Origin of the sequence: Pseudophaeobacter sp. EL27 (genome assembly GCF_900313025.1) — a bacterium.
Lineage (GTDB): Bacteria > Pseudomonadota > Alphaproteobacteria > Rhodobacterales > Rhodobacteraceae > Pseudophaeobacter.
Genome location: NZ_OMPQ01000011.1, coordinates 1 through 21,385, shown reverse-complemented (window position 1 = coordinate 21,385; position 21,385 = coordinate 1). Strand labels below are relative to the sequence as shown.

The window sequence follows — 21,385 nt, the reverse complement described above, 5'->3', positions numbered from 1 at the left end:
GGAGAACATGCATGATGAAGCTCATCGCCATCATCAACGTGATTGCCTGGTCCGGTTTCTGGGCCTTCGGATATCTGGCCATCACTGCCAGTGGTTTTTCCGAAGCTCAGATCGTCACCTCTGCGCTGCTGGCTGCGGCGGGTCTCTTTACCGGCATCATTGCCTATCTGCGCCTGGCCCAAGCGGCCGAGTTGAGCGGATATGCGCAAAAATCCAATCAAATGAGCGCAGCGGATCGTAACCGCGCGCAGCAACAGGGGAGCATCTAACCCATGTTCTATCGCGAAGCCGGAGACTTCAAAGTCTCTTATGAACAGGACAGCCAGACCTTCCCGATCAAGTTTGATCGCTATCGGTATTATCTTGTGCTGCTCATCGCCTTTCTGGTCATTCCTTTTACCATCAATGACTATTGGGCCAGCGCCATTCTGCTGCCCTTTCTGATCTATTCGATCGCAGCTATTGGCCTGAATATCCTGGTTGGCTATGCCGGGCAGGTGTCCCTGGGGACCGGTGGTTTCATGGCGGTGGGGGCCTATGCCTGCTACAAGCTGATGACGGCCTTCCCTGAAGTCAGCATGTTTGTGCATGTGCTGCTGGCAGGCGGTGTGACCGCGCTGGTCTGTGTGCTCTTTGGTCTGCCAAGCTTACGCATCAAAGGGTTCTATCTGGCGGTGGCGACACTGGCGGCGCAGTTCTTCCTGGTCTGGGTGTTCAACCGGGTGCCTTGGTTCTACAACTACTCGGCCTCCGGCCAGATCAACGCACCTGAGCGTGATGTCTTTGGCATCATCATCACCGGTCCCAATGCGCCGGCCTGGGCAACCTACCTGTTCTGCCTGATTTTCCTGACAATCTGCGCCATTGTGGCCCGTAACCTGACCCGCGGCACCGTTGGTCGCAGCTGGATGGCGATCCGCGACATGGATATTGCCGCCGAGATCATCGGGGTGAACCCCCTGAAAGCCAAGCTGACGGCCTTTGCCGTATCTGGTTTCTTTATCGGCGTGTCGGGGGCCCTGTTCTTTGCACTCTATCTGGGCGCGGTTGAGGTTGGTGAAGCCTTTGGCATCACTAAATCGTTCCAGGTGCTGTTCATGGTGATCATTGGCGGCTTGGGCTCGATCTTTGGATCCTTTGCTGGCGCGGCCTTCCTGGTTCTGCTGCCGGTGGTTCTGAAAGTGGTCGGCGTAGATGTGCTGGGCTGGCCCACGGATATTGTGGCGCATTTCCAGCTGGTTATTGTGGGAGCCCTGATCGTGTTGTTCCTGATCGTGGAGCCACATGGGCTGGCGCAACTCTGGCGCGTCGCCAAAGAGAAACTGAGACTGTGGCCCTTCCCGCACTAAGCGGTAAGGTACGAGACGAGCGGCGGGGACAAGACCAATATTTCAGCCCCGCCGTTACCTAAGACGACTATCGGATGAGACCAAGGGAGGATGAATACCGATGAATATGAAACTTACCACTTTGGCGCTGGGCGCCGTGATGGCTGCGGGTCCAGTAATGGCGGACCTGGTGTTCCCATCGCTGAGCTACCGGACCGGACCCTATGCTGCGGGCGGTATCCCGTTTGCGGATGGTTACGCTGACTATTTCACCCTCGTAAACGAGCGTGATGGCGGCATCGGCGGCGTCAAGGCGCGTCTGATCGAGTGCGAAACCGGCTATAACACCGAAAAAGGTGTGGAATGCTACGAATCCACCAAAGGCGAAGGCGCCCTGGTGTATCAACCGCTCTCCACCGGTATCACCTATCAGCTGATCCCAAAAACAGCTGCTGACGGCATCCCACTCCACACCATGGGTTACGGTCGGACATCGGCTGCCAACGGCAAAGTCTTTGGCAATGTGTTCAACTACCCAGCCAACTACTGGGATGGCGCTTCCGGCATCATCAACTACCTGCTGGACGAAAACGGTGGCGATCTGAAGGGCAAGAATATTGCTCTGGTTTACCACAACTCTGCCTACGGTAAGGAGCCTATCCGCACCCTGGAAGAGCTGGCTGTAAAGCACGGTTTCAAACTGACAGCCCTGCCTGTTGACCACCCTGGTCAGGAGCAGAAATCGCAATGGCTGCAGATCCGTCGTGAGCGTCCTGACTTTGTCATGATGTGGGGCTGGGGCGTGATGAACCAGGTTGCCATCCAGGAAGCCGCGAACATCCGTTTCCCAATGGAAAACTTCATTGGTGTATGGTGGTCCGGTGCCGAGCATGACGTTCTGTCCGCAGGCGCTGCTGCTGATGGCTACAAGGCTGTGACCTTCCACAACGTTGGCCGTGACTTCCCCGTATTTGACGACATGCAGAAATATGTTGTTGACGCAGGTAAGGCAGCGGGTGCCGGCGATCAGATCGGCAACGTTCTGTATAACCGTGGCATGTACGCGGCGATGCTGGCTGTTGAAGCAGCCAAAACTGCTCAGGAACTGCACGGTACTGCCGACATTACCCCAGCGATGATGCGCGATGGTATGGAAGCTCTGGAAATGCCCGAAGCCCGTATGTCCTCGCTTGGCATGCCCTACTTTGGTCCTTCCTTCAACGTGTCCTGTGAAAACCACGGTGGCCCCGGCCTCGTTGGTGTGACCCAGTGGGACGCCGAGTCGAAGACCTGGAGCCTAGTTGCCGACTTCCAGCAGACCGATGGTGACGTGATCAAGCCGCTGATCGAAGCTGACTCTGCTTCCTACGCGTCTGAAAACAACATCGAAGCCCGTTGTAACTAAGCGCTTCTCTGACCCCACTAAACTGTGGGGTCAGAACTTAATCCGGCGCGGCGGCCTCGGTTTGCCGCGCCACACCAAACAGACCCGGACGCGCCAAAAACACAGCGCCCTGGACCGTATGAGGACAAGCTTTGATGCTGGATGCAGCCAACACCACTGATGTGCAGGCCGAGACCCTGCTAGAGGTCAACAATATCGAGGTGATCTACAATCACGTGATCCTGGTGCTGAAAGGCGTCAGCCTCAATGTCCCAAAAGGCGGCATCACTGCGCTTTTGGGCGGCAACGGTGCCGGTAAGACCACCACACTCAAGGCGATCTCGAACCTGCTGCGATCAGAACGCGGCGAGGTGACCAAGGGATCGGTGAAATACCGTGGCAAGAATGTTCACGATGCAGATCCCGCCGAACTGGTGCGCAACGGCGTGATCCAGGTGATGGAAGGGCGTCATTGTTTTGAGCACCTGACGGTAGAAGAAAACCTGCTGACCGGCGCCTATACCCGTTCTGATGGCGGCGCAAACATTCAGCAAGACCTTGAAATGGTTTACAACTATTTCCCACGTCTGAAAGAACGCCGCAAAAGCCAGGCTGGCTATACCTCTGGCGGTGAACAGCAGATGGTCGCCATGGGCCGCGCCCTGATGAGCCGCCCTGAGACCATTCTTCTGGACGAGCCTTCCATGGGTCTGGCGCCACAGTTGGTGGAGCAGATCTTTGAAATCGTGAAGTCGATCAACGAACAGGAAGGGGTGACCTTCCTCTTGGCCGAACAGAACACCAACGTGGCGCTGCGCTATGCCCACTACGGTTATATTCTGGAATCCGGTCGGGTGGTGATGGATGGCCCTGCCGCTGAACTGCGTGAAAACCCTGATGTTAAAGAATTTTACCTTGGCATGTCGGATGAGGGCCGCAAGAGCTTCCGGGATGTGCGCTCCTATCGCCGTCGTAAGCGGTGGTTGAGCTAAGGGAGTGATGGTGAGCAAATGACCTATTTTGATACCCTTGAAACGCGTTCAGACGATCAGCGCGCCAGTGATCTTGCTGCGGCTCTGCCGGGGCAGATTGCTCTGGCGCAAACGGCCACGGGCTATGCCGGTAGCCTGGGCGGCCTGGATGCCAGTAGCATTACCTCGGCTGCAGATCTGGCGGCCCTGCCGGTGCTGCGCAAATCTGACCTGAGCAAAGCCCAGGGCGGCAATGCGCCCTTTGGTGGTTTTACTGTGAAACCAGCCTCTGGCTTTGCCCATATCTTCCAATCTCCGGGTCCGATCTATGAACCGGGTGGGGTGGATCACGATTGGTGGCGCATGGGGCGTTTCCTGCATGCGGTTGGCATTGGTCAGGGCGATGTGGTGCAGAACTGCTTTGGCTACCACCTAACGCCTGCGGGTATGATCTTTGAAAGCGGTGCGCGCGCCGTTGGCGCCGCCGTGCTGCCAGCCGGTACCGGCCAGACGGAGCTGCAGGTGACTGCCGCCCGCGACGTTGGTGCCACAGCCTATGCTGGCACGCCGGATTATCTGAAGGTTATCCTGGACAAGGCCGAAGCCATGGGCATCAAGCTGGGCTTCACCAAAGCGGCTGTTGGCGGCGGTGCACTGTTCCCCAGCCTGCGTCAGGAATATGCAGATCGCGGGATCACCTGTCTGCAAAGCTACGCCACGGCTGATCTAGGCAATATCGCCTATGAGAGTGCCGCGATGGAGGGGATGATCGTTGATGAAAATGTCATCGTCGAGATCGTGACCCCTGGCACCGGCACGCCGGTGGCTCCGGGCGAAGTGGGCGAAGTTGTTGTGACCACGCTGAACCCTGACTATCCGTTGATCCGCTTTGCCACGGGTGACCTGTCGGCGATGATGCCGGGTGTTTCGCCCTGCGGTCGGACCAATATGCGGATCAAGGGTTGGATGGGTCGTGCCGATCAGACTACCAAGATCAAAGGCATGTTTGTCCGCCCTGAACAGGTCGCCGCTCTGGTTGAAAAACATGATGAGATCGTCAAGGCCCGGGTGATTGCAGCCCGCGATGGTGAAATGGACACCATGACCGTGCAGATCGAAGCCAAAGGGGGTGACGAAATCACCTTTGGTAAATCGGTGATCGAAGTGCTGAAAATGAAGGGTAAGATCGAAGTAGTCGCACCTGACGCACTGCCCAAGGATGGCCTGGTGATCGAGGATCAGCGCAGCTACGACTGAGAAAATTCCAGAGCCCTCTGCCCTCGCTGAGGGGCTCCTTCAATCCCCGCACCGCTTGTCGGTGTTCTTTCCCTCCGATGTGCCTGACGGCTGTCGGGGGGATTTTTTTGGCCAAAGGGCAGGAGGTAGTGGCTGCAGATCCCGCAGCCTCTGGTTTCTCGCTGGAGTTTCCGACCAAAATGATCGCATAAGGGGGATAGAGCGAAGTAGACTGCCAAGAGCCGGACAAATGACTGCCGTGAGCGAGACCGAAGAATACGCCCCAAAGGGCAACCGCCGGGGGAAACGCTCCGGAACAGAGGTGTTTTCCTTTCTGGCCTGGTGCGTGGCGCTCTCTTGTATCCTGCCAATGGTTGCGGTTGCGCTGGCGGCGCTGACTGGCGGCACTGATACTATTCAGCATCTGGCTGAAACCGTATTGACTGGCTATGCGCTGACCACCTTTGGGCTGGTTGCTCTGGTCTCGGTTGGCACCCTGGGTATTGGTGTTGGCGCCGCCTGGCTGGTGACCATGACCCGGTTTCCCGGTGTGCGGTTTTTTGAGATCGCTCTGGTGCTGCCGCTGGCCTTTCCGGCCTATGTGCTGGCCTATGCCTATACCTTTATCCTGGATCACCCCGGCATTGTTCAAACCAGCCTGCGTCAGATAACCGGTTGGGGCCCGCGCGATTACTGGTTCCCCGAGATCCGCTCCCTGGGGGGGGCTGCAGCGATGCTGGTGCTGGTGCTCTATCCTTACGTCTATCTGCTGGCGCGGGCTGCGTTTTTGCAGCAAAGCGGCGGAGCCTTTCTGGCGGCGCGGGCGCTGGGAAAGAACGCGTTTCAGGCCTTTTGGCTGGTCAGCCTGCCGATGGCGCGCCCGGCAATTGCCTCAGGGGTGCTGCTGGCGGTAATGGAGACCATCGCGGATTTTGGCACCGTCTCCTATTTTGGGGTGCAGACCTTTGCCACCGGGATCTACACCAGCTGGTTTTCCATGGGAGACCGCGCCGGGGCCGCGCAACTGGCGCTGTGCCTGCTGATTTTTGCCCTGGTTCTGGCGGTGGTGGAGCGCTCCACGCGCGGCAAGGCGCGCTATCACCAGGCGGGTAAGCAGCATGCGGCAATGCCGCCAGCAGATCTCAAAGGCTGGCAGTCTGCGGGGGCTTGGGTGCTTTGCGCGCTACCGGTTTGTTTTGGTTTTTTGCTACCGGTTATCATCCTGTTCAATATGGGGCTGCAGTCGGAGCAGGATCTGCTGAGCCGTCGCTATATTGCCTTCTTGCAGAACTCCCTGACCCTGGCGACATTGGCGGCAATGCTGACGGTGCTGGCCGCGATCTGTCTGGGGTTCTATCAGCGGCTAAGGCCGGGACGGCCTTCCTCGGCGGCGGCTTATATGTCCCGGCTGGGCTATGCGGTTCCCGGCGGGGTGATTGCAGTGGGGCTGATGGTGCCCTTTGCCGCCTTTGACAATACGCTGGATGCCTGGATGCGGGCCAATTTTGAGATCCGCACGGGGCTGCTGATTTCCGGCTCGATCTGGCTTTTGGTGGCGGCCTATATGGTGCGCTTTCTGGCGGCAGCGCTGGGTGCCTATGAAAGTGGCCAGTCCACGGTGCATGCCAATATGGATTCGGCGGCGCGGTCGCTGGGGCAGGGGCCGTTGGGGATGCTGCGCCGGGTGCATCTGCCGATGCTCACACCCAGCCTGCTGACGGCGCTGCTGATTGTCTTTGTCGATGTGATGAAGGAGCTGCCGGCCACCCTGATCATGCGGCCCTTCAATTACGACACCCTGGCGGTGCAGGCTTATCGGCTTGCCTCGGATGAGCGGCTGGAGGGCGCAGCGGTTCCCTCGCTGGTGATTGTGGCGGTAGGGTTGCTGCCGGTGATTCTGATCTGTCGGCAGGTGGGGCGCCGCTAGGCTTTCCAGCGGCAAGCGTTTATCTGGTCCACCAGGCTTCGATCTCATCGCGGCTGATCTGATCCCTGGGCCCCAAAGCCACCAGTTGGGTTTGCTGCGCGTCGCAGCGTTTGGCCTCTACATTTTGGCCAACGATATGCAGCGCATAGGCCCCGCCTGAGGTCAGCACGAACCCCTTCATCCGATACAGCCCTTTGGGTCGATCTGCCAGTTTATCCCCCAGGAGACGGCGATCCACGGGGTTCTGGCTTTGGAACTGCCAAGTGGTGAATGCCGGATGCGCCTTGGCGTTGCTGTGGCCCTGCGGCAGGGGCAGGAGATCAAACAGCAGGTCTGCCAGGGGGGTGTCATCCATCACCCGCAAGCCGCGCGCGCGGATCTGGGTCAGCTGCGCCTTCAGATCCTGCGGCAGGTCTGCAGTTTTACTCACCAAAACCAAATCAGCGCTGCGGATCTGTTGGCGTACCAAATCGGCGACGGACTCATCCGCCAGCAATTCAACAGCGTTGTCGCCATCTACCAGGGTAACAATGCCGCCATAGCTGAGTTCGGGGATGCCTTGCACTGTGTCAGCGATCGCGGAAGGGTCCGACACGCCGCTGGCCTCGATCAGGATGTGATCCGGACGCTCCGCCTGAAGGACGATTCTGCGCAGGGCCATTTGCAGGTCTTGATCCATGCTGCAGCAGATACAGCCATTGGTCAGCGCCAGGGTCTGGCCTTCTTCGGCCTCGATCAGGGCGTCGTCGATGTTCACGGCGCCAAAATCATTGACCACCACCATCAGCCGCAGCCCGTGGTCCTCTGCCAAAAGTCGGTTGATCAGGGTGGTTTTGCCCGCGCCAAGATACCCGCTGAGAATAGTGACAGGCAGGCGGTTCATTTGGATCGGCCCCGGAGAAGGGGAGATGAAATGCGAAACATGGGGCCTCCTGCCTGATTGCTCGTTGCGAGCTATAGGCATTTGAGTCAACCCGGTCCAGTCAACTAGTTCAGTGACTTGTAGAGATAGGTTGTGGCCTCATAGGTCTCGGTCCTTGGGTTGCGGCAAAAGCCCGGGATAGAGCCTGCGACCTGATAGCCGAGACCTTCATAGAGCCGTTGCGAAGGGTCGCCAGACCGGGTGTCCAGCACCAAAAGGACCTTGCCCAGGCGCCGCGCCTCCTCCTCCAGCCTCAGCATCAGGGCGCGACCCAACCCGGCGCGGCGTGCCTCCGGGTGAACCAGGAGCTTGGCGACATCTCCGCGATGGGGCTGATTGGGGGGCAGGGCGATGACCAGCTGCACGGTGCCTTGCAGTTTTCCTTCCAGAAAGGCGCCAAATAGCAGCGCGTCGCCACGCTCTACGGCGGGGAAAACACGATCTTGCCAAAAGGCACCGGCGTCAGTGCTGGTAAAGGGCATGATAAAGCCAACGCTGGCACCTGCAGCTACTGTCTGCACCAATATCTGGCTGAGCGTCTCAAGGTGTTGGCTGAGTTCTGCGCCCGTGAGTTGGCGAATGATCGGGGAGGATGTGGTCGACATTTTTCTGGCTCCGAGCATTGGATGGGCAGAGGGTGCCAGCAGTCTTGCGTCAGGCAAAGATCAAGACGTGCAAAAGGCGCGAATTTCCCCGCGCCCTGCTTAAAATTTCATCAGATCAAAAGACAGGTTGGGGCTTATTCCCAGCCAGCCTCATTGAAGATCTTCTGAGCTTCGGGGATGTTCTTGGCGACATCGGCCAGGCTCACATCATCGGGTTTGAAGTGACCGAGTGCGGCAATGCTGGGGGCCAGAGCCACGCCTGGAACGCCGGGGTATTCATCGTTGCCGGATGAGAAATACTGCTGCGCCTGATCCGAGGCGAGGTATTCCAGGAACTTCACCGCGTTGTCACGGTTTGGGGCATGGGCTGCAACGCCGCCACCCGACAGGTTCATATGGGCGCCTTCAGCATCCTGCGAGGGGAAGACCCAGCCGATCATGTCGCGGTCGTCGGACAGACCTTTGACGTTTTTGCGGATCGAACGGGCAAAGTAGTAGCTGTTGCCAACCGCGATTTCGCACTCACCCGAGACGATGCCGCGCATTTGGTCGGTGTCACCGCCCTGAGGGGCACGCGCCATATTGGCCACAACGCCTTTGGCCCAGTCCGCCGCAACCTCAGAACCGTGATGCGTCACGATCGAAGCCAGCAATGTCTGGTTATAGGTGTTGGTCGAGGAGCGGATGCAGACCAGGCCCTTATAGGCGGGATCGGCAAGGTCCAGATAGGTGCGCGGCGGGTTTGCCACGTCGTTCTTGTCGAAGAAGATGATCCGGGCGCGCTGCGAGAAGCCAAACCACTGGTTGTCAGTGTCCTGGATGTAGCCGGGAACCTTGGCTTCCAGTACGTCGCTGTCCACGGATTGCAGAATGCCTGCATCTTTGGCGCGGGCCAGGCGAGAGGTGTCAACGGTCAGCAGGATATCAGCTGGAGAGTTTGCACCTTCGGCAACCATACGGGCGATCAGCTCGTCGGCCTTGCCTTCGATTCGGTTGATGGTGATGCCGGTGGCTTCTTCAAAATCCGAGTACAGACGCTCGTCGGTGTCATAGTGGCGCGAGGAATAGAGGTTCAACTCACCTTCGGCTGCGGCCGAAGTTGCAACTGTGGCCGCAAGTGCGCCTGCGAGGATTGTGGTGGCTTTCAACATAGTGATTCCGATCTACAAAAATCTGCGAATGTGGTGCGGAGTTTCCGACTGATTTTGTCAATTATAGAAAAACTTGGAGAAGGGAAACAAAAACTGACAAAAACCATCGGAAAATTTTCAGACGGGAATCCACGTGGGAGATTCGTGGGAGCAATTTTGAAGGAAGTCGTTGGCAGGGAGGGTAAGGCAACCTCCAAACACAAAAAAACCGCATCCGGGGATGCGGTTCTTCCGATTAGAGCGAGATCTTAGTCTCAGCCCTGGCGTGCTTTGAAGCGCGGCTGTGTCTTGTTGATCACGTAGACGCGGCCCTTGCGACGCACAATGCGGCAATCACGGTGCCGGTTCTTGAGCGAGCGGAGCGAGTTCTTGACTTTCATAGTCATTCTCCTGTTCTGCGGCGCGAACCAGCGCCTGGGTTGCGGGTGTTCCAACCGAATGGTTAAAACATTGAATTCATGGTGGGCACTACAAGGTTCGAACTTGTGACCCCTTCGATGTCAACGAAGTGCTCTACCGCTGAGCTAAGCGCCCATGAAACCCTTGCGACCCCCTGTCCCAAAATGATTGGGACGCGGAGAACCGCGCCGGTGAAGGGGTCTATAATCAGAGTCGCGGAGGGGCGCAAGAGCTTTTGATACTAGAATTTTCGCTCTATGGTGATTTCCAGAAACCAAGGGCAGAAGCACCTATGTCAAAGCAAGCATTTTCCGTCTTTTCTCCGGCTGAACTGACTTCGCCGGTGGTTTTTGCCTCGCCACATAGCGGTTGTGACTACGATTCTGCCTTTTTGCAGAGCACGATTTTGAATGCCAAACAGATTCGCAGCTCGGAAGATGCCTTTGTGGACCAGCTTTTTGCCGATGTGCCCAGATTCGGGGCACCTTTGCTTACAGCAATCAAGCCGCGCGCCTTTTTGGATCTTAACCGGGCGGTAGAAGAGCTGGACCCGGCCCTGATCGAAGGTGTGGCGCACCGGGGACAGAATCCTCGGGTTGCTTCAGGACTGGGGGTGATTCCCCGCGTGGTCGCAAATGGCCGGGCGATCTATCGGGGCAAGTTACCACAGCAAGAAGCGCAACGGCGCATTCAGGAATACTGGCATCCCTATCATGGGGCGTTGCAGGGGTTGATGCGGCAGGCGCAAGGGCGGTTTGGCCATTCCGTACTGATCGATTGCCATTCCATGCCGCATGAGGCGGTGGCAACATTGCCCGCGCGCGGCTCTGTTTTGCCAGAGGTGGTTCTGGGGGATCGGTTTGGCGCCTCTGCCGGGGCAGCAGTTATGGATCAGATTGAAGAGGCCTTTGTTGGAGCTGGGCTGCGGGTGGCGCGCAATGCGCCTTTTGCCGGCGCCTATATAACCCGCACCTATGGGCGCCCATCGCGGGGCCAACATGCTGTTCAGGTAGAGATTGACCGCTCTCTTTATATGAATGAGGCCAAGGTCCGTCCAAATGAGAACTTCGTGGGTTTTCGAGAGCTCATAAGCCAGGTTGCCGCCAAAATCTCCCAGATCAGGATTGCCGAGGATCAAGCACCCTTGGCTGCTGAATAGGGCGAGCGAAGCCTTCAGCGCAGAGCGCGGCCCTTCAGGATGGCTTTGTCGCCAAACCGTTTTCGAATCGCATCTGTTGCGCGTTCCGCCTGAGCGCGCTTGCCCGCCTGCGGATCCAGCAGGTCACCACTGGTATCGGCCTGGGCCTCAGGAACCAGATCGGAAATGCCACAGCCGAGCAACCGGTAGGGGCCCTGATCGCCAACCTGGTCCAACAGGGCGCGAGATTGGCGATAAATCACATCGGCCAGCTGTGTAGGGCTGTGCAGCGAGATTCGCCGCGTCAGGGCTGAATGATTGGCCCGTTTCAGCTTGAGCGTCACCACCCGCCCGGCCATGCACTTGGCCTTGGCCCGGTCCGCCACCTGTTCTGCCAACCGCCAAAGGTGGCCGTCCAGCACCTCAAGGTTGGCGGTGTCCTCCATAAAGGTGGTCTCTTTGGAAATCGATTTGACCGGGGCATTTGCCGAAACCCGGCGGCGGTCCTGCCCGCGGGCGAGATGCCACAACCGCTCGCCAGTGCCGCCAAAACGGGCGATGAGATCGGGTTGCTCCCAGCGCAACAGGTCGGCAAAGCTGCGAATGCCAGCCTTGTCCAAGGAGGCCTGCGCCGCGGGGCCAATCCCCCAGATCAACCGCACGGGTTTGTCGCGCAGGAAATCGGCGGTCTCTTCCTTGCCGATCACCGAAAACCCACGTGGCTTGTCCAGATCCGAGGCAACCTTGGCCAGAAACTTGTTATGCGACAGCCCGATGGAGCCGGTGATGCCCAGCTCATCCTTCATCCGCTTGACCAGTCGCGCCAGCATCACGGCAGGCGGCCGGCCATGCAGTTTCTGGGTTCCGGACAGATCCATAAAGGCCTCATCCAGCGACAGGGGCTCTACCTCGGGGGTGAGCTCATCCATCATTGCGCGCACCGCGCGGCTGACTTCGACATAGGCTGACATGCGGGGCTTGATCACCACCGCATCCGGGCAGAGCTTCAGCGCCTGAAACATCGGCATGGCAGAGCGCACCCCGCGAATACGCGCCACATAACAGGCGGTCGAGACCACACCGCGCTTGCCGCCGCCAATGATCACCGGTTTGCTGGCGAGATCGGGATTGTCGCGCTTTTCGACACTGGCGTAAAAGGCATCGCAATCCATATGGGCAATCGTCAAAGAGAACAGTTCGGCATGCTGCTTGATGCGCGGGCTGCCGCAGTGCGGGCAACGTCGCGTTGGGGCGATCTGGCTGAGGCAATCACGGCAAAGGGCTTGCATGGCGCAGTTGGGTCTTTATCTCTGTTCGGAGCAATGCAGCATTTTACCGCCGCTGTTGCGACTTGTCTTTAGGGCGATCGGTATTCAAGTGAGGAACATGTCTTTTTCCGGCGCAAAATTGGCCCTGTTTCTGGGGGCCGAACTCTTGGTCATCAAACGCGATGATAAGTCGGATATTCCTTACCCGGGGTTTTGGGACCTGCCGGGTGGCGGGCGTGAGAATGAGGAGAGCCCAGAGGACTGCGTGCTGCGTGAAACCCTGGAAGAGGTTAGCCTGTCGATTCCCGTATCGGATCTGACTTGGTCAAAAAGCTATCAGCGCCCACGCGGCACGGTTTGGTTCTTTGTCAGCCATCAGCCAGCGGATTTGGTCAAACAGGTAGAGCTAGGGGCGGAGGGACAGTGCTGGCGCCTGATGGATCCACAGGACTATTGCCGTGACACATTGGCCGTGCCCCATTTTGCGGAGCAGTTGCGAGGCTATCTCAATCGTTGAGGGGTAGGCGTGCCGCTAGCTTTTTACGATGTCTTGGGGTGTTGAGGCAAAAAACTCCCCCGCTCTGAGGCGGGGGCAGGGAGACGAGCCTCAGGAAGAGCAGCTCGTCAGGGGAGTGTCTCGACTCCAGAATCGCCCATATCGCTTGCTTTCGCAAATTTCATCTTGTGTCGTTGGGAAGGCCCGGGCTTGAATTGTGGCTTTCCCGTCACGGGACAATTTGGCACAGCTCAACAGCTCCGCTGAAATTCCCGCTTGAATACATGGTGTTGACGTAGGGTAAGCTTGATTGTGGAGGTTGGCGTCTCTCGCGCTCGTGTCGAAAGTGGAAAAATATTTCTGCTGAATTATTGGGCAACCGGGGTGGCGAGGGGTGGTTTCAGCCTTTTGAAGGGCATCGCTTCGCTAAATCACTCGGGAAACCGGCCAAACACTGGACATGTGAAGTGGCCGGCTACCTGGCAGTCAGACTGCGCGCAGCTCATCCAGAATGGCCTGGGCTGCAGCCCGTGGGTTGGTGGCTTGCCAGATTGGTCGCCCAACGACGATGTGGTCCGCTCCGTCCGCGACCGCCGAGGCAGGTGTCGCCACCCGCTTTTGGTCACCCAGGGCGGCGCCGGTTGGTCGGACACCAGGTGTGACAATCAGTTTGCCACTGGCCTCGGGCAGGGCACGGATCAGCGCCGCTTCTTGCGGGCTGGCGATAACCCCATCCGCACCCGCAGCAAAGGCATTGCCCGCGCGTTCCTGGACCAGATCACGGATTTCACCAGGTTTGATCAGGGCACCGTCCAGGTCGGCGCGATCCAGCGAGGTGAGGATGGTCACGGCGAGGATTTTCATCTCCTTGCCCGCGGCGCCTTCCTTGGCGGCCCGGACCACATAGGGATCGCCATGAACTGTCAGAAAATCGAGATCGAACTGCGCCAGACCGCGGACCGCATTTTCTACCGTGGCGCCGATGTCAAACAGCTTCATATCGAGGAAGATCCGTTTGCCCAGCTCCTGCTTCAATTCATTGGCCAGCGCCAACCCGCCACCGGTGAGCATGCCCAGGCCGATCTTGTAAAAGGAGACAGCATCGCCCAGCTGTTCGGCCAGCTTCAGCCCGGCGAGCGCATCCGGAACATCCATGGCAACAATCAGGCGGTCGTCGGCTGTGGTCTGGGTCATGGGGGCTCTCCGGGTATCAGGGCTGTGGGAATGGCGCTTTCCTACTGCGCAGCTGAACCTGAGGAAAGCCCAAAAAACAGGGAAAATGATCTGGATTTTGCGCCATATCAGGGCTTTTGCAGGATTTTTGACGCAGTATGGCCTTGAAGAGGCGGTAAGACCTCCCAAATTGATCTGTGAGGCCCGAACCGGGGCGTGCCGCAAAGCGGGCGCAACATATCTATTCGGGCGCTTGTAAAAGGAGAGAGACATGGACTTGAACAAGTTCACCGAGCGGGCACGAGGTTTCGTGCAGGCGGCGCAGACGATTGCGATGCGCGAAGAGCACCAGCGGATGGTGCCGGAACATCTTCTCAAAGCATTGATGGATGATGATCAGGGGCTTGCGAGCAATCTGATTGGCAAATCCGGTGGCAATGCTGCCCGCGTGGTTGAGGCAGTCGAGACAGCCGTTGGCAAGCTGCCCAAAGTAAGCGGCGATGTCGGCCAGGTCTACCTGGATGGCCAGACTGCCAAAGTGCTGGATGAGGCCACAAAAATTGCTGAAAAGGCGGGCGATAGTTTTGTCCCCGTAGAACGGGTGCTGATGGCGCTCTGCATGGTGAAATCCAAGGCCAAGGATGCGCTGGCGGCGGGCGATGTTTCCGCGCAGAAGCTGAATGAAGCCATCAATGATATTCGCAAGGGCCGCACCGCCGACAGCGCCACAGCCGAGGAAGGCTACGACGCCCTGAAGAAATACGCCCGCGATCTGACTGAGGCGGCGCGCGAAGGAAAAATCGACCCTATTATTGGCCGGGACGAGGAAATCCGCCGCGCCATGCAGGTGTTGAGCCGCCGCACCAAGAACAATCCGGTGCTGATCGGGGAGCCCGGGGTTGGTAAAACCGCCATCGCCGAAGGCATGGCGCTGCGTATCGTCAATGGCGATGTGCCGGAATCCTTACGCGACAAGCAGCTCTTGTCGCTGGACATGGGGGCGCTGATTGCCGGGGCCAAATACCGAGGCGAATTTGAGGAACGCCTGAAGGCGGTTTTGACCGAGGTGACTGAGGCCGCCGGCGAGATTATACTGTTCATTGATGAGATGCACACGCTGGTGGGCGCCGGAAAATCCGATGGTGCCATGGATGCGGCCAATCTGATCAAACCGGCCCTGGCGCGCGGTGAGCTGCACTGTATCGGTGCCACCACCCTGGATGAATACCGCAAATATGTGGAAAAGGACGCGGCTTTGGCCCGTCGCTTCCAGCCTGTTTTGGTGCAGGAACCCACGGTGGAGGACACCGTCTCGATCCTACGCGGCATCAAAGAGAAGTATGAGCTGCACCATGGGGTGCGCATTGCAGATGCGGCGCTGGTCTCGGCGGCGACCCTGTCGAACCGCTATATCACTGACCGCTTCCTGCCGGATAAGGCCATCGATCTGGTGGATGAGGCCGCCAGCCGCTTGCGTATGCAGGTGGACAGCAAACCCGAAGAACTGGATGCGCTCGACCGTCAGATTCTGCAGATGCAGATCGAGGAAGAGGCCCTGAAGGTCGAGGAGGATGCGGCCTCCAAGGATCGTTTGGAAACCCTGCAAAAGGAACTCTCGGATCTGCAAGAGCAGTCCTCTGAGATGACTGCGCAGTGGCAGGCGGAGCGGGACAAGCTGGCCGGTGCCCGCGATATCAAGGAACAGCTGGACCGCGCCCGCGCCGATCTGGAGATCGCCAAGCGAGAGGCCAATCTGGCCCGCGCGGGGGAGCTCTCTTATGGCGTCATCCCGGATCTGGAAAAGCAGCTCTCCGAGGCCGAAAGCCGCGAAGAGCAGGGTGTGATGGTGGAAGAAGCCGTGCGCCCCGAGCAGATCGCAGGTGTCGTCGAGCGCTGGACCGGTATTCCGACTTCCAAAATGCTGGAAGGCGAGCGCGAGAAGCTGCTGCGCATGGAGGATGAGCTGCATTCCCGTGTCATTGGCCAGAACGCGCCGGTCACGGCCGTGGCCAATGCGGTGCGTCGGGCGCGTGCAGGCCTCAATGATGAGAACCGTCCACTTGGGTCGTTCCTGTTCCTGGGCCCAACCGGGGTGGGGAAAACCGAGCTGACCAAGGCGGTGGCAAATTTCCTGTTCGACGATGACAACGCCATGGTGCGCATTGATATGTCGGAATACATGGAGAAACACAGCGTCGCCCGTCTGATCGGGGCGCCTCCCGGATATGTCGGCTATGACGAGGGCGGAGCCTTGACCGAAGCAGTGCGGCGTCGCCCCTATCAGGTGGTGCTGTTCGACGAGGTGGAAAAGGCTCACCCGGATGTGTTTAACGTGCTCTTGCAGGTTCTTGACGACGGTATGCTCACCGATGGTCAGGGGCGCACGGTGGACTTCAAACAGACGCTGATCATCCTGACCTCCAACCTCGGCGCGCAGGCGCTGAGCCAGCTGCCCGAAGGCGCCGATGCCTCGGATGCCAAGCGCGATGTGATGGATGCGGTAAAGGCCCATTTCCGGCCTGAGTTCCTCAACCGTCTGGATGAGACCATCATCTTTGACCGGCTGGCGCGCAAGGATATGGACGGTATCGTCGATATCCAGATCGCCCGTCTGGCCAAACGTCTGGCCGCGCGTAAGATCACCCTGTCGCTGGATGAGGGCGCCAAGACCTGGCTGGCGGATGAAGGCTATGACCCGGTCTTTGGGGCGCGCCCGCTCAAACGGGTGATCCAACGCGCCCTGCAGAACGCCCTGGCCGAGCTGCTGCTGAGCGGCGAGGTAAAGGACGGTGATACCGTGCCGGTCTCGGCCGGGGGTGAGGGGCTGATCATTGGTGATCGTCTGGGCACCACGGAGCGGCCAAAACCGGATGATGCTGTGGTGCATTGATCTAGAGGATCAGCACCAGCACGAGACCAAAAGCAAAGCCCGCCGGAACTGGCGGGCTTTGTTGTGATGTGTCGCAGAGATTGACGGCAGGCCTATTCTTCGATGGCTTCCTGCGCGATCTCGTCCAGCAGGGTCTGGATGATCTGCATCTCCCCTTCGGGGAAGCTGCGAAAGCCGATGGTGACAGTGTCTTCGCCGGGGCGCTGGGCGACAAAGATGTCATAGGGGCAGAAGGTAATGTTCATCGGGTTCGCCTCCATCACCTGACGCGACAGTTTGGCGGAGCAGAAGGAATAGACATCGGCCTGCTCAAACAGCACCACATCAGAGCCAACATCGGCGCGGGTGCGTTCCAGCATCTCACCCACATGGCTAACGTGATCCACTACAAACCCACGGTCGGTGATGGCGCTTTCCAATCCAAAGGTGACATCTTCGTAGTCCAACCCTGTCGTGTAGCTGACCATGTCCTGATCCTGCGCCAGAGCAGGGATCGCAAACAGCGTGCTAAGGGCAAAGGTGGCGGCGGCGAAATGTTTCATCTGGCTTCTCCCAATGTGATCTGCGGTGTCTTGCTCAATCTGAGCATCCCCTTCATCTTTGGGGCATAGAGACAGGCAGCACCGGGCCACCTGTACGAATTAATATATAGGAGTTTTTGCATGGGTTTTGCAGCAAAAGCTATAGAGTTTCTCGCACTTGGTTTTGTTTTCTTGCTTGGCGCCTTGGTTCTGGTGGGCTTGTTCCTGTTTGTCGTGGACCGGTTGCAGACCCATGATGCCATCCGCAGGAACTATCCTGTCGTCGGCCGGTTTCGTCATTTGTTCAGCACCATGGGGGAGTTCTTTCGCCAGTATTTCTTTGCCATGGACCGCGAGGAGCTGCCCTTTAACCGTGCCCAACGCGAATGGGTCGGCCGAGCAGCCGAAGGGGTTGGCAATACTGTCGCCTTTGGTTCGACCCGCAATACCACGGTGCCGGGCACACCCATTTTTGTAAATGCGCCCTTCCCGCCACTGGATGATCAATATGCCTGCACGGAAACGCTTTGCATCGGGTCGGAGGCGCGAGTGCCCTATATGGCACCTTCCTTCTTTAACATCTCCGGTATGAGCTATGGTGCCCTGTCTCAGCCTGCAGTCCGGGCGCTCAGCCGGGGGGCGCGCGAGGCGGGTGTTTGGCTGAATACGGGCGAAGGCGGCCTCAGCCCGTTTCACTTGGAGGGCGGCTGCGACATCGTCTTCCAGATTGGCACCGCCAAATACGGTGTGCGCAATGCCGAAGGTGGCTTTAGCGACACCAAACTGCGCGAGGTTGCGGCCAATCCCACGGTGCGGATGTTCGAGCTGAAACTGTCGCAGGGTGCCAAACCGGGTAAGGGCGGCATCCTGCCCGCTGAAAAGGTCAGCGCCGAAATCGCAGCCATCCGCGGTATTCCCGAAGGCGAGGCCAGCATCTCACCCAACCGCCACCCAGAGATGAAGAGCTTTGATGATCTCCTGGACATGATCGCCCATGTCCGTGAGGTGACGGGTAAGCCCGTTGGCATCAAAACCGTTGTGGGATCTGAGGCGGTGATGCGGGAGATGTTCATGGTGATTGCCTGCCGCCCTGAGGCAGCGCCGGATTTCATCACCATTGACGGCGGTGAAGGCGGAACCGGGGCCGCGCCGATGCCCCTGATTGATCTGGTGGGCATGTCGGTGCGCGAAGCCCTGCCGCTGGTCTGCAACCTGCGTGATGAATACGGCTTTCGGGATCGCATCCGGCTGATTGCCAGCGGTAAGCTGGTCAATCCTGGTGATGTCGCCTGGGCATTGGCGGCCGGGGCGGATTTTGTCACCTCGGCGCGCGGCTTCATGTTCTCGCTGGGCTGCATTCAGGCGCTTAAATGCAACAAAAACACCTGCCCCACCGGCATCACCACCCATGACCCCCGTTTCCAGAAAGGCCTGGTGGTGGAGGATAAGGACAAACGTGTGGCGCGCTATGCGACTGAGATCATCCACGAGGTCGAAACCATTGCCCATTCGGTTGGCGTCACTGAACCCCGCAAGCTGCGCCGCCGTCATGTCCGTATCATGCAGGAGAACGGCCACTCCCGCCCGATGAGTGAGATCATGCCAAGTTACAGTGCCGTCGCGCAGACGTGACAGGATATGTTTTGGCTCGGGCGCCATGCTGCGCTAGGCCAGTGGGGAATGATTTATCTTAGGAGACGCCCATGGCCCGCCGCTGGACCAATACCCTGACCGCCGCTGATGTGACGCCCAAAGCCACCTTTATGAACCGTCGCCAGATCATGGCGGGGCTGGGTGGCATGGCGGGGCTGGCCGGGCTGGGGGCCTTGCCGGGGGCGGCGCAGGCAGAAACGCTGGAGCCGAACTCCTGGGAGGATGTGACCACCTACTGCAACTATTATGAGTTTGGCACCGGCAAGGGGGATCCTGCCAAATATGCCGGCCAGCTGACCACCTCCCCCTGGAGCGTCAAGATCGACGGGCTGGTGGACCGCCCCGGCGATTATGACTTCCAGCAGATCCTGGGTGAGATGACGCTTGAAGAGCGCATCTATCGCTTCCGCTGTGTCGAGGCCTGGTCGATGGTGGTGCCCTGGACTGGCTTTGAGCTGGCCGATCTGCTGGCGCTGGCCGGTGTGCAGTCCGATGCCAAATACGTGTCGTTTGAAACGCTCTATCGCCCCTCGGAAATGCCGGGTACTGCCTACCGTGTTCTGGACTGGCCCTACCGCGAAGGCCTGCGTCTGGACGAGGCGATGCACCCGCTGACCCTGATGGCCACCGGTATCTTTGGTAAAGATCTGCCCAATCAGAACGGCGCACCGCTACGTCTGGTGGTGCCATGGAAATACGGCTTCAAGTCGATCAAATCCATTGTGCGGATCACTCTCTCGGACAAAGAGCCTGAAACCAGCTGGAATATGGCAAACGCACGGGAATACGGCTTTTATAGTAATGTGAATCCAGAGGTCTCACATCCCCGCTGGAGTCAGGCTTCTGAACGTCGCCTTGGCGGAGGGCTGTTTGCCAGCCGTCAGGAGACTCTGATGTTCAACGGCTATGGCGATGAGGTCGCTTCGCTTTATGACGGGATGGACCTGGCCAAGTTCTATTGACCCTACAACCCCGGCTCATTGCCGAATGGTTTGTTGATCACGCTAAGCTGGGGCATCCCTCTGGGGTGCCTTTCCCTTTTGCCCTACCTAAGCCGCGTTTTGATCTGTAACCAAACTGAACTCTGGGTGAGATTGCTGTAATCCGCTTTGGGCTTGCCGCAGGGATGACCTATCTTTGAATGAGCCTGGGCATCTTGCCTTGTGACCTCACGAGAGGGCGCGACGGTGCTGAGGCCTAAACGAATAGGAACAGACCGCCGATGATCGATACTTTGAACACCACCCTGCGCAAAATCCCGACCTGGGCGCTGTATCTCATTGGGGCGCTCTATCCTGCCTGGCTGCTGTATTTGGGCGTGACCGGCGGTTTGGGGCCTGATCCGGTGAAAGCCCTGGAACATGAGTTGGGCGAGCGTGCCCTGCAGCTTCTGGTGTTGGGACTGGCGGTCACCCCCCTGCGCCGTTTTGTCGGCGTGAACCTGATGAAGTTTCGCCGGGCCCTGGGGTTGCTCACCTTCGCCTATGTCGCCTTGCATCTGCTGGTCTGGTTGCTGCTGGATGTGCAGATCATCAGTCAGATCCTCGCGGATATTGCCAAACGGCCCTATATCACCATCGGAATGGTGGCGTTTGTCCTGATGCTGCCATTGGCGCTCACCTCGAACAATCTCTCGGTCAAACGTCTGGGGGCTAGGTGGAAGCGGCTTCATCTGCTGACCTACCCCGCAGCGATCTTAGGTGGGGTGCACTTTGTTATGCTGGCAAAGGGGTTCCAGATCGAGCCGCTGATCTACCTTACCGTGATCCTGGCCTTACTCGCGACACGGCTTCCCTTTGTGCCAAAGCGCGCCACAGCCTGAGTCTTGCTGCACTGCAGTATCTTTTCAAAACCTTCTGCACCCATCGGGGCTGAAGATCTGTGGAATGCGCCTGAAACTCCTTCTTAACCTGTTGATAACTATCCCAAATGGCCAATCTTCAAAAAAGATGTGATTTTTGTAATTTAGGGCTTGCGGGTTCCCGGGGTTATACTTAGAACCCCCTCTACCGGCAGCGGAGACGCGGCACGGTGGGCGGCGGAGGCGCTGCTGACACACTGGAAAGACGGTGCTGACGGACTGGAAAGACAGTGCTGACGGACTGGAAAGACAGTGCTGACGGACTGGAAAGACAGTGCTGACGGATCGGAAAGACGGTTGGACGCTCAGGAGAGACTGGGGCATCTGATGGCATGATGTGAGGCGGTTGCGCTAAGGAATTGGCGTAGTGGTCTTGTTTTTGGCCTTTTGGTGTTGCTCTTTGACATTGATGATAACTGAAGAGATATGTGGGCGGTTTGGTTCGTTTCGATGGATCAACGT

The 21,385-nt window shown here is 58.5% G+C and carries 19 protein-coding genes and 1 tRNA gene; 12 read left to right on the top strand and 8 right to left on the bottom strand.

Annotation, left to right across the window (positions count from 1 at the left end):
* Window positions 1-11 precede the first annotated feature (11 nt).
* The 6 genes from ED661_RS12475 (at window position 12) to ED661_RS12450 (ending at window position 6,846) form a co-directional block, all read left to right on the top strand.
* Window positions 12-269, top strand: coding sequence for a hypothetical protein (locus tag ED661_RS12475; RefSeq protein ID WP_122074260.1), 258 nt, complete (start codon window positions 12-14; stop codon window positions 267-269).
* 3 nt (window positions 270-272) lie between these two features.
* Window positions 273-1,349, top strand: a complete 1,077-nt coding sequence (locus tag ED661_RS12470) for a branched-chain amino acid ABC transporter permease (protein WP_122074259.1) — start codon at window positions 273-275, stop codon at window positions 1,347-1,349.
* A 100-nt stretch (window positions 1,350-1,449) separates the two neighbouring features.
* The gene (locus ED661_RS12465) at window positions 1,450-2,733 is read left to right on the top strand and encodes an ABC transporter substrate-binding protein (protein WP_122074258.1); all 1,284 of its coding nucleotides are present in this window, start codon (window positions 1,450-1,452) and stop codon (window positions 2,731-2,733) included.
* 134 nt (window positions 2,734-2,867) lie between these two features.
* Complete coding sequence (locus ED661_RS12460) at window positions 2,868-3,704, top strand: ABC transporter ATP-binding protein (protein WP_122074257.1); 837 nt, start codon at window positions 2,868-2,870, stop codon at window positions 3,702-3,704.
* Between the two features lie 18 nt (window positions 3,705-3,722).
* Window positions 3,723-4,940, top strand: coding sequence for a phenylacetate--CoA ligase family protein (locus tag ED661_RS12455; protein ID WP_122074256.1), 1,218 nt, complete (start codon window positions 3,723-3,725; stop codon window positions 4,938-4,940).
* Between the two features lie 229 nt (window positions 4,941-5,169).
* The gene (locus tag ED661_RS12450) at window positions 5,170-6,846 is read left to right on the top strand and encodes an iron ABC transporter permease (RefSeq protein ID WP_122074255.1); all 1,677 of its coding nucleotides are present in this window, start codon (window positions 5,170-5,172) and stop codon (window positions 6,844-6,846) included.
* Between the two features lie 19 nt (window positions 6,847-6,865).
* Here the strand turns inward: ED661_RS12450 and ED661_RS12445 are convergent, their stop codons facing one another.
* From ED661_RS12445 to ED661_RS12425, 5 genes are all read right to left on the bottom strand, one after another.
* Window positions 6,866-7,729: a GTP-binding protein gene (locus ED661_RS12445; RefSeq protein WP_122074254.1), complete on the bottom strand. Its 864-nt coding sequence runs from the start codon at window positions 7,727-7,729 to the stop codon at window positions 6,866-6,868.
* A gap of 104 nt (window positions 7,730-7,833) precedes the next feature.
* Complete coding sequence (locus ED661_RS12440) at window positions 7,834-8,373, bottom strand: GNAT family N-acetyltransferase (RefSeq protein ID WP_122074253.1); 540 nt, start codon at window positions 8,371-8,373, stop codon at window positions 7,834-7,836.
* 134 nt (window positions 8,374-8,507) lie between these two features.
* The gene (locus ED661_RS12435) at window positions 8,508-9,524 is read right to left on the bottom strand and encodes an extracellular solute-binding protein (protein WP_122074252.1); all 1,017 of its coding nucleotides are present in this window, start codon (window positions 9,522-9,524) and stop codon (window positions 8,508-8,510) included.
* A 254-nt stretch (window positions 9,525-9,778) separates the two neighbouring features.
* Window positions 9,779-9,904: a type B 50S ribosomal protein L36 gene (ykgO, locus tag ED661_RS12430; protein ID WP_008205324.1), complete on the bottom strand. Its 126-nt coding sequence runs from the start codon at window positions 9,902-9,904 to the stop codon at window positions 9,779-9,781.
* A gap of 79 nt (window positions 9,905-9,983) precedes the next feature.
* Window positions 9,984-10,058 (bottom strand) — tRNA-Val (locus ED661_RS12425).
* 157 nt (window positions 10,059-10,215) lie between these two features.
* Here ED661_RS12425 and ED661_RS12420 point away from each other — a divergent pair.
* Window positions 10,216-11,082, top strand: coding sequence for an N-formylglutamate amidohydrolase (locus ED661_RS12420; RefSeq protein ID WP_122074251.1), 867 nt, complete (start codon window positions 10,216-10,218; stop codon window positions 11,080-11,082).
* A gap of 14 nt (window positions 11,083-11,096) precedes the next feature.
* Here ED661_RS12420 and ED661_RS12415 read toward each other — a convergent pair whose 3' ends face one another.
* Complete coding sequence (locus ED661_RS12415; RefSeq protein ID WP_122074250.1) at window positions 11,097-12,350, bottom strand: DNA polymerase IV; 1,254 nt, start codon at window positions 12,348-12,350, stop codon at window positions 11,097-11,099.
* A gap of 97 nt (window positions 12,351-12,447) precedes the next feature.
* Between ED661_RS12415 and ED661_RS12410 the strand changes: the two genes are divergently transcribed.
* Window positions 12,448-12,846, top strand: coding sequence for an NUDIX hydrolase (locus ED661_RS12410; RefSeq protein ID WP_122074249.1), 399 nt, complete (start codon window positions 12,448-12,450; stop codon window positions 12,844-12,846).
* A gap of 465 nt (window positions 12,847-13,311) precedes the next feature.
* On the opposite strand, the gene pyrF is transcribed toward ED661_RS12410, so the two are convergent.
* Entirely contained in the window at window positions 13,312-14,019 is a 708-nt protein-coding gene (gene pyrF / locus ED661_RS12405; protein ID WP_122074248.1) for an orotidine-5'-phosphate decarboxylase, read from the bottom strand.
* Between the two features lie 250 nt (window positions 14,020-14,269).
* On the opposite strand from pyrF, the gene clpB reads away from it, so the two are divergent.
* Window positions 14,270-16,888 carry an ATP-dependent chaperone ClpB gene (gene clpB / locus ED661_RS12395; RefSeq protein ID WP_122074246.1) on the top strand — a complete coding sequence of 873 codons (2,619 nt, stop codon included), beginning with the start codon at window positions 14,270-14,272 and terminating at the stop codon, window positions 16,886-16,888.
* 92 nt (window positions 16,889-16,980) lie between these two features.
* Here clpB and ED661_RS12390 read toward each other — a convergent pair whose 3' ends face one another.
* On the bottom strand, window positions 16,981-17,430 hold the full coding sequence (locus tag ED661_RS12390; RefSeq protein ID WP_122074245.1) for a DUF302 domain-containing protein: 450 nt from the start codon (window positions 17,428-17,430) through the stop codon (window positions 16,981-16,983).
* Window positions 17,431-17,550: 120 nt separating this feature from the next.
* On the opposite strand from ED661_RS12390, the gene ED661_RS12385 reads away from it, so the two are divergent.
* The 3 genes from ED661_RS12385 (at window position 17,551) to msrQ (ending at window position 20,884) form a co-directional block, all read left to right on the top strand.
* Window positions 17,551-19,041, top strand: coding sequence for an FMN-binding glutamate synthase family protein (locus ED661_RS12385; protein ID WP_122074244.1), 1,491 nt, complete (start codon window positions 17,551-17,553; stop codon window positions 19,039-19,041).
* Window positions 19,042-19,112: 71 nt separating this feature from the next.
* The gene (gene msrP, locus ED661_RS12380) at window positions 19,113-20,024 is read left to right on the top strand and encodes a protein-methionine-sulfoxide reductase catalytic subunit MsrP (RefSeq protein ID WP_122074243.1); all 912 of its coding nucleotides are present in this window, start codon (window positions 19,113-19,115) and stop codon (window positions 20,022-20,024) included.
* A gap of 260 nt (window positions 20,025-20,284) precedes the next feature.
* Window positions 20,285-20,884 (top strand): protein-methionine-sulfoxide reductase heme-binding subunit MsrQ, encoded by a 600-nt coding sequence (gene msrQ / locus ED661_RS12375; protein WP_122074242.1) that lies wholly within the window; start codon window positions 20,285-20,287, stop codon window positions 20,882-20,884.
* Window positions 20,885-21,385 lie beyond the last annotated feature (501 nt).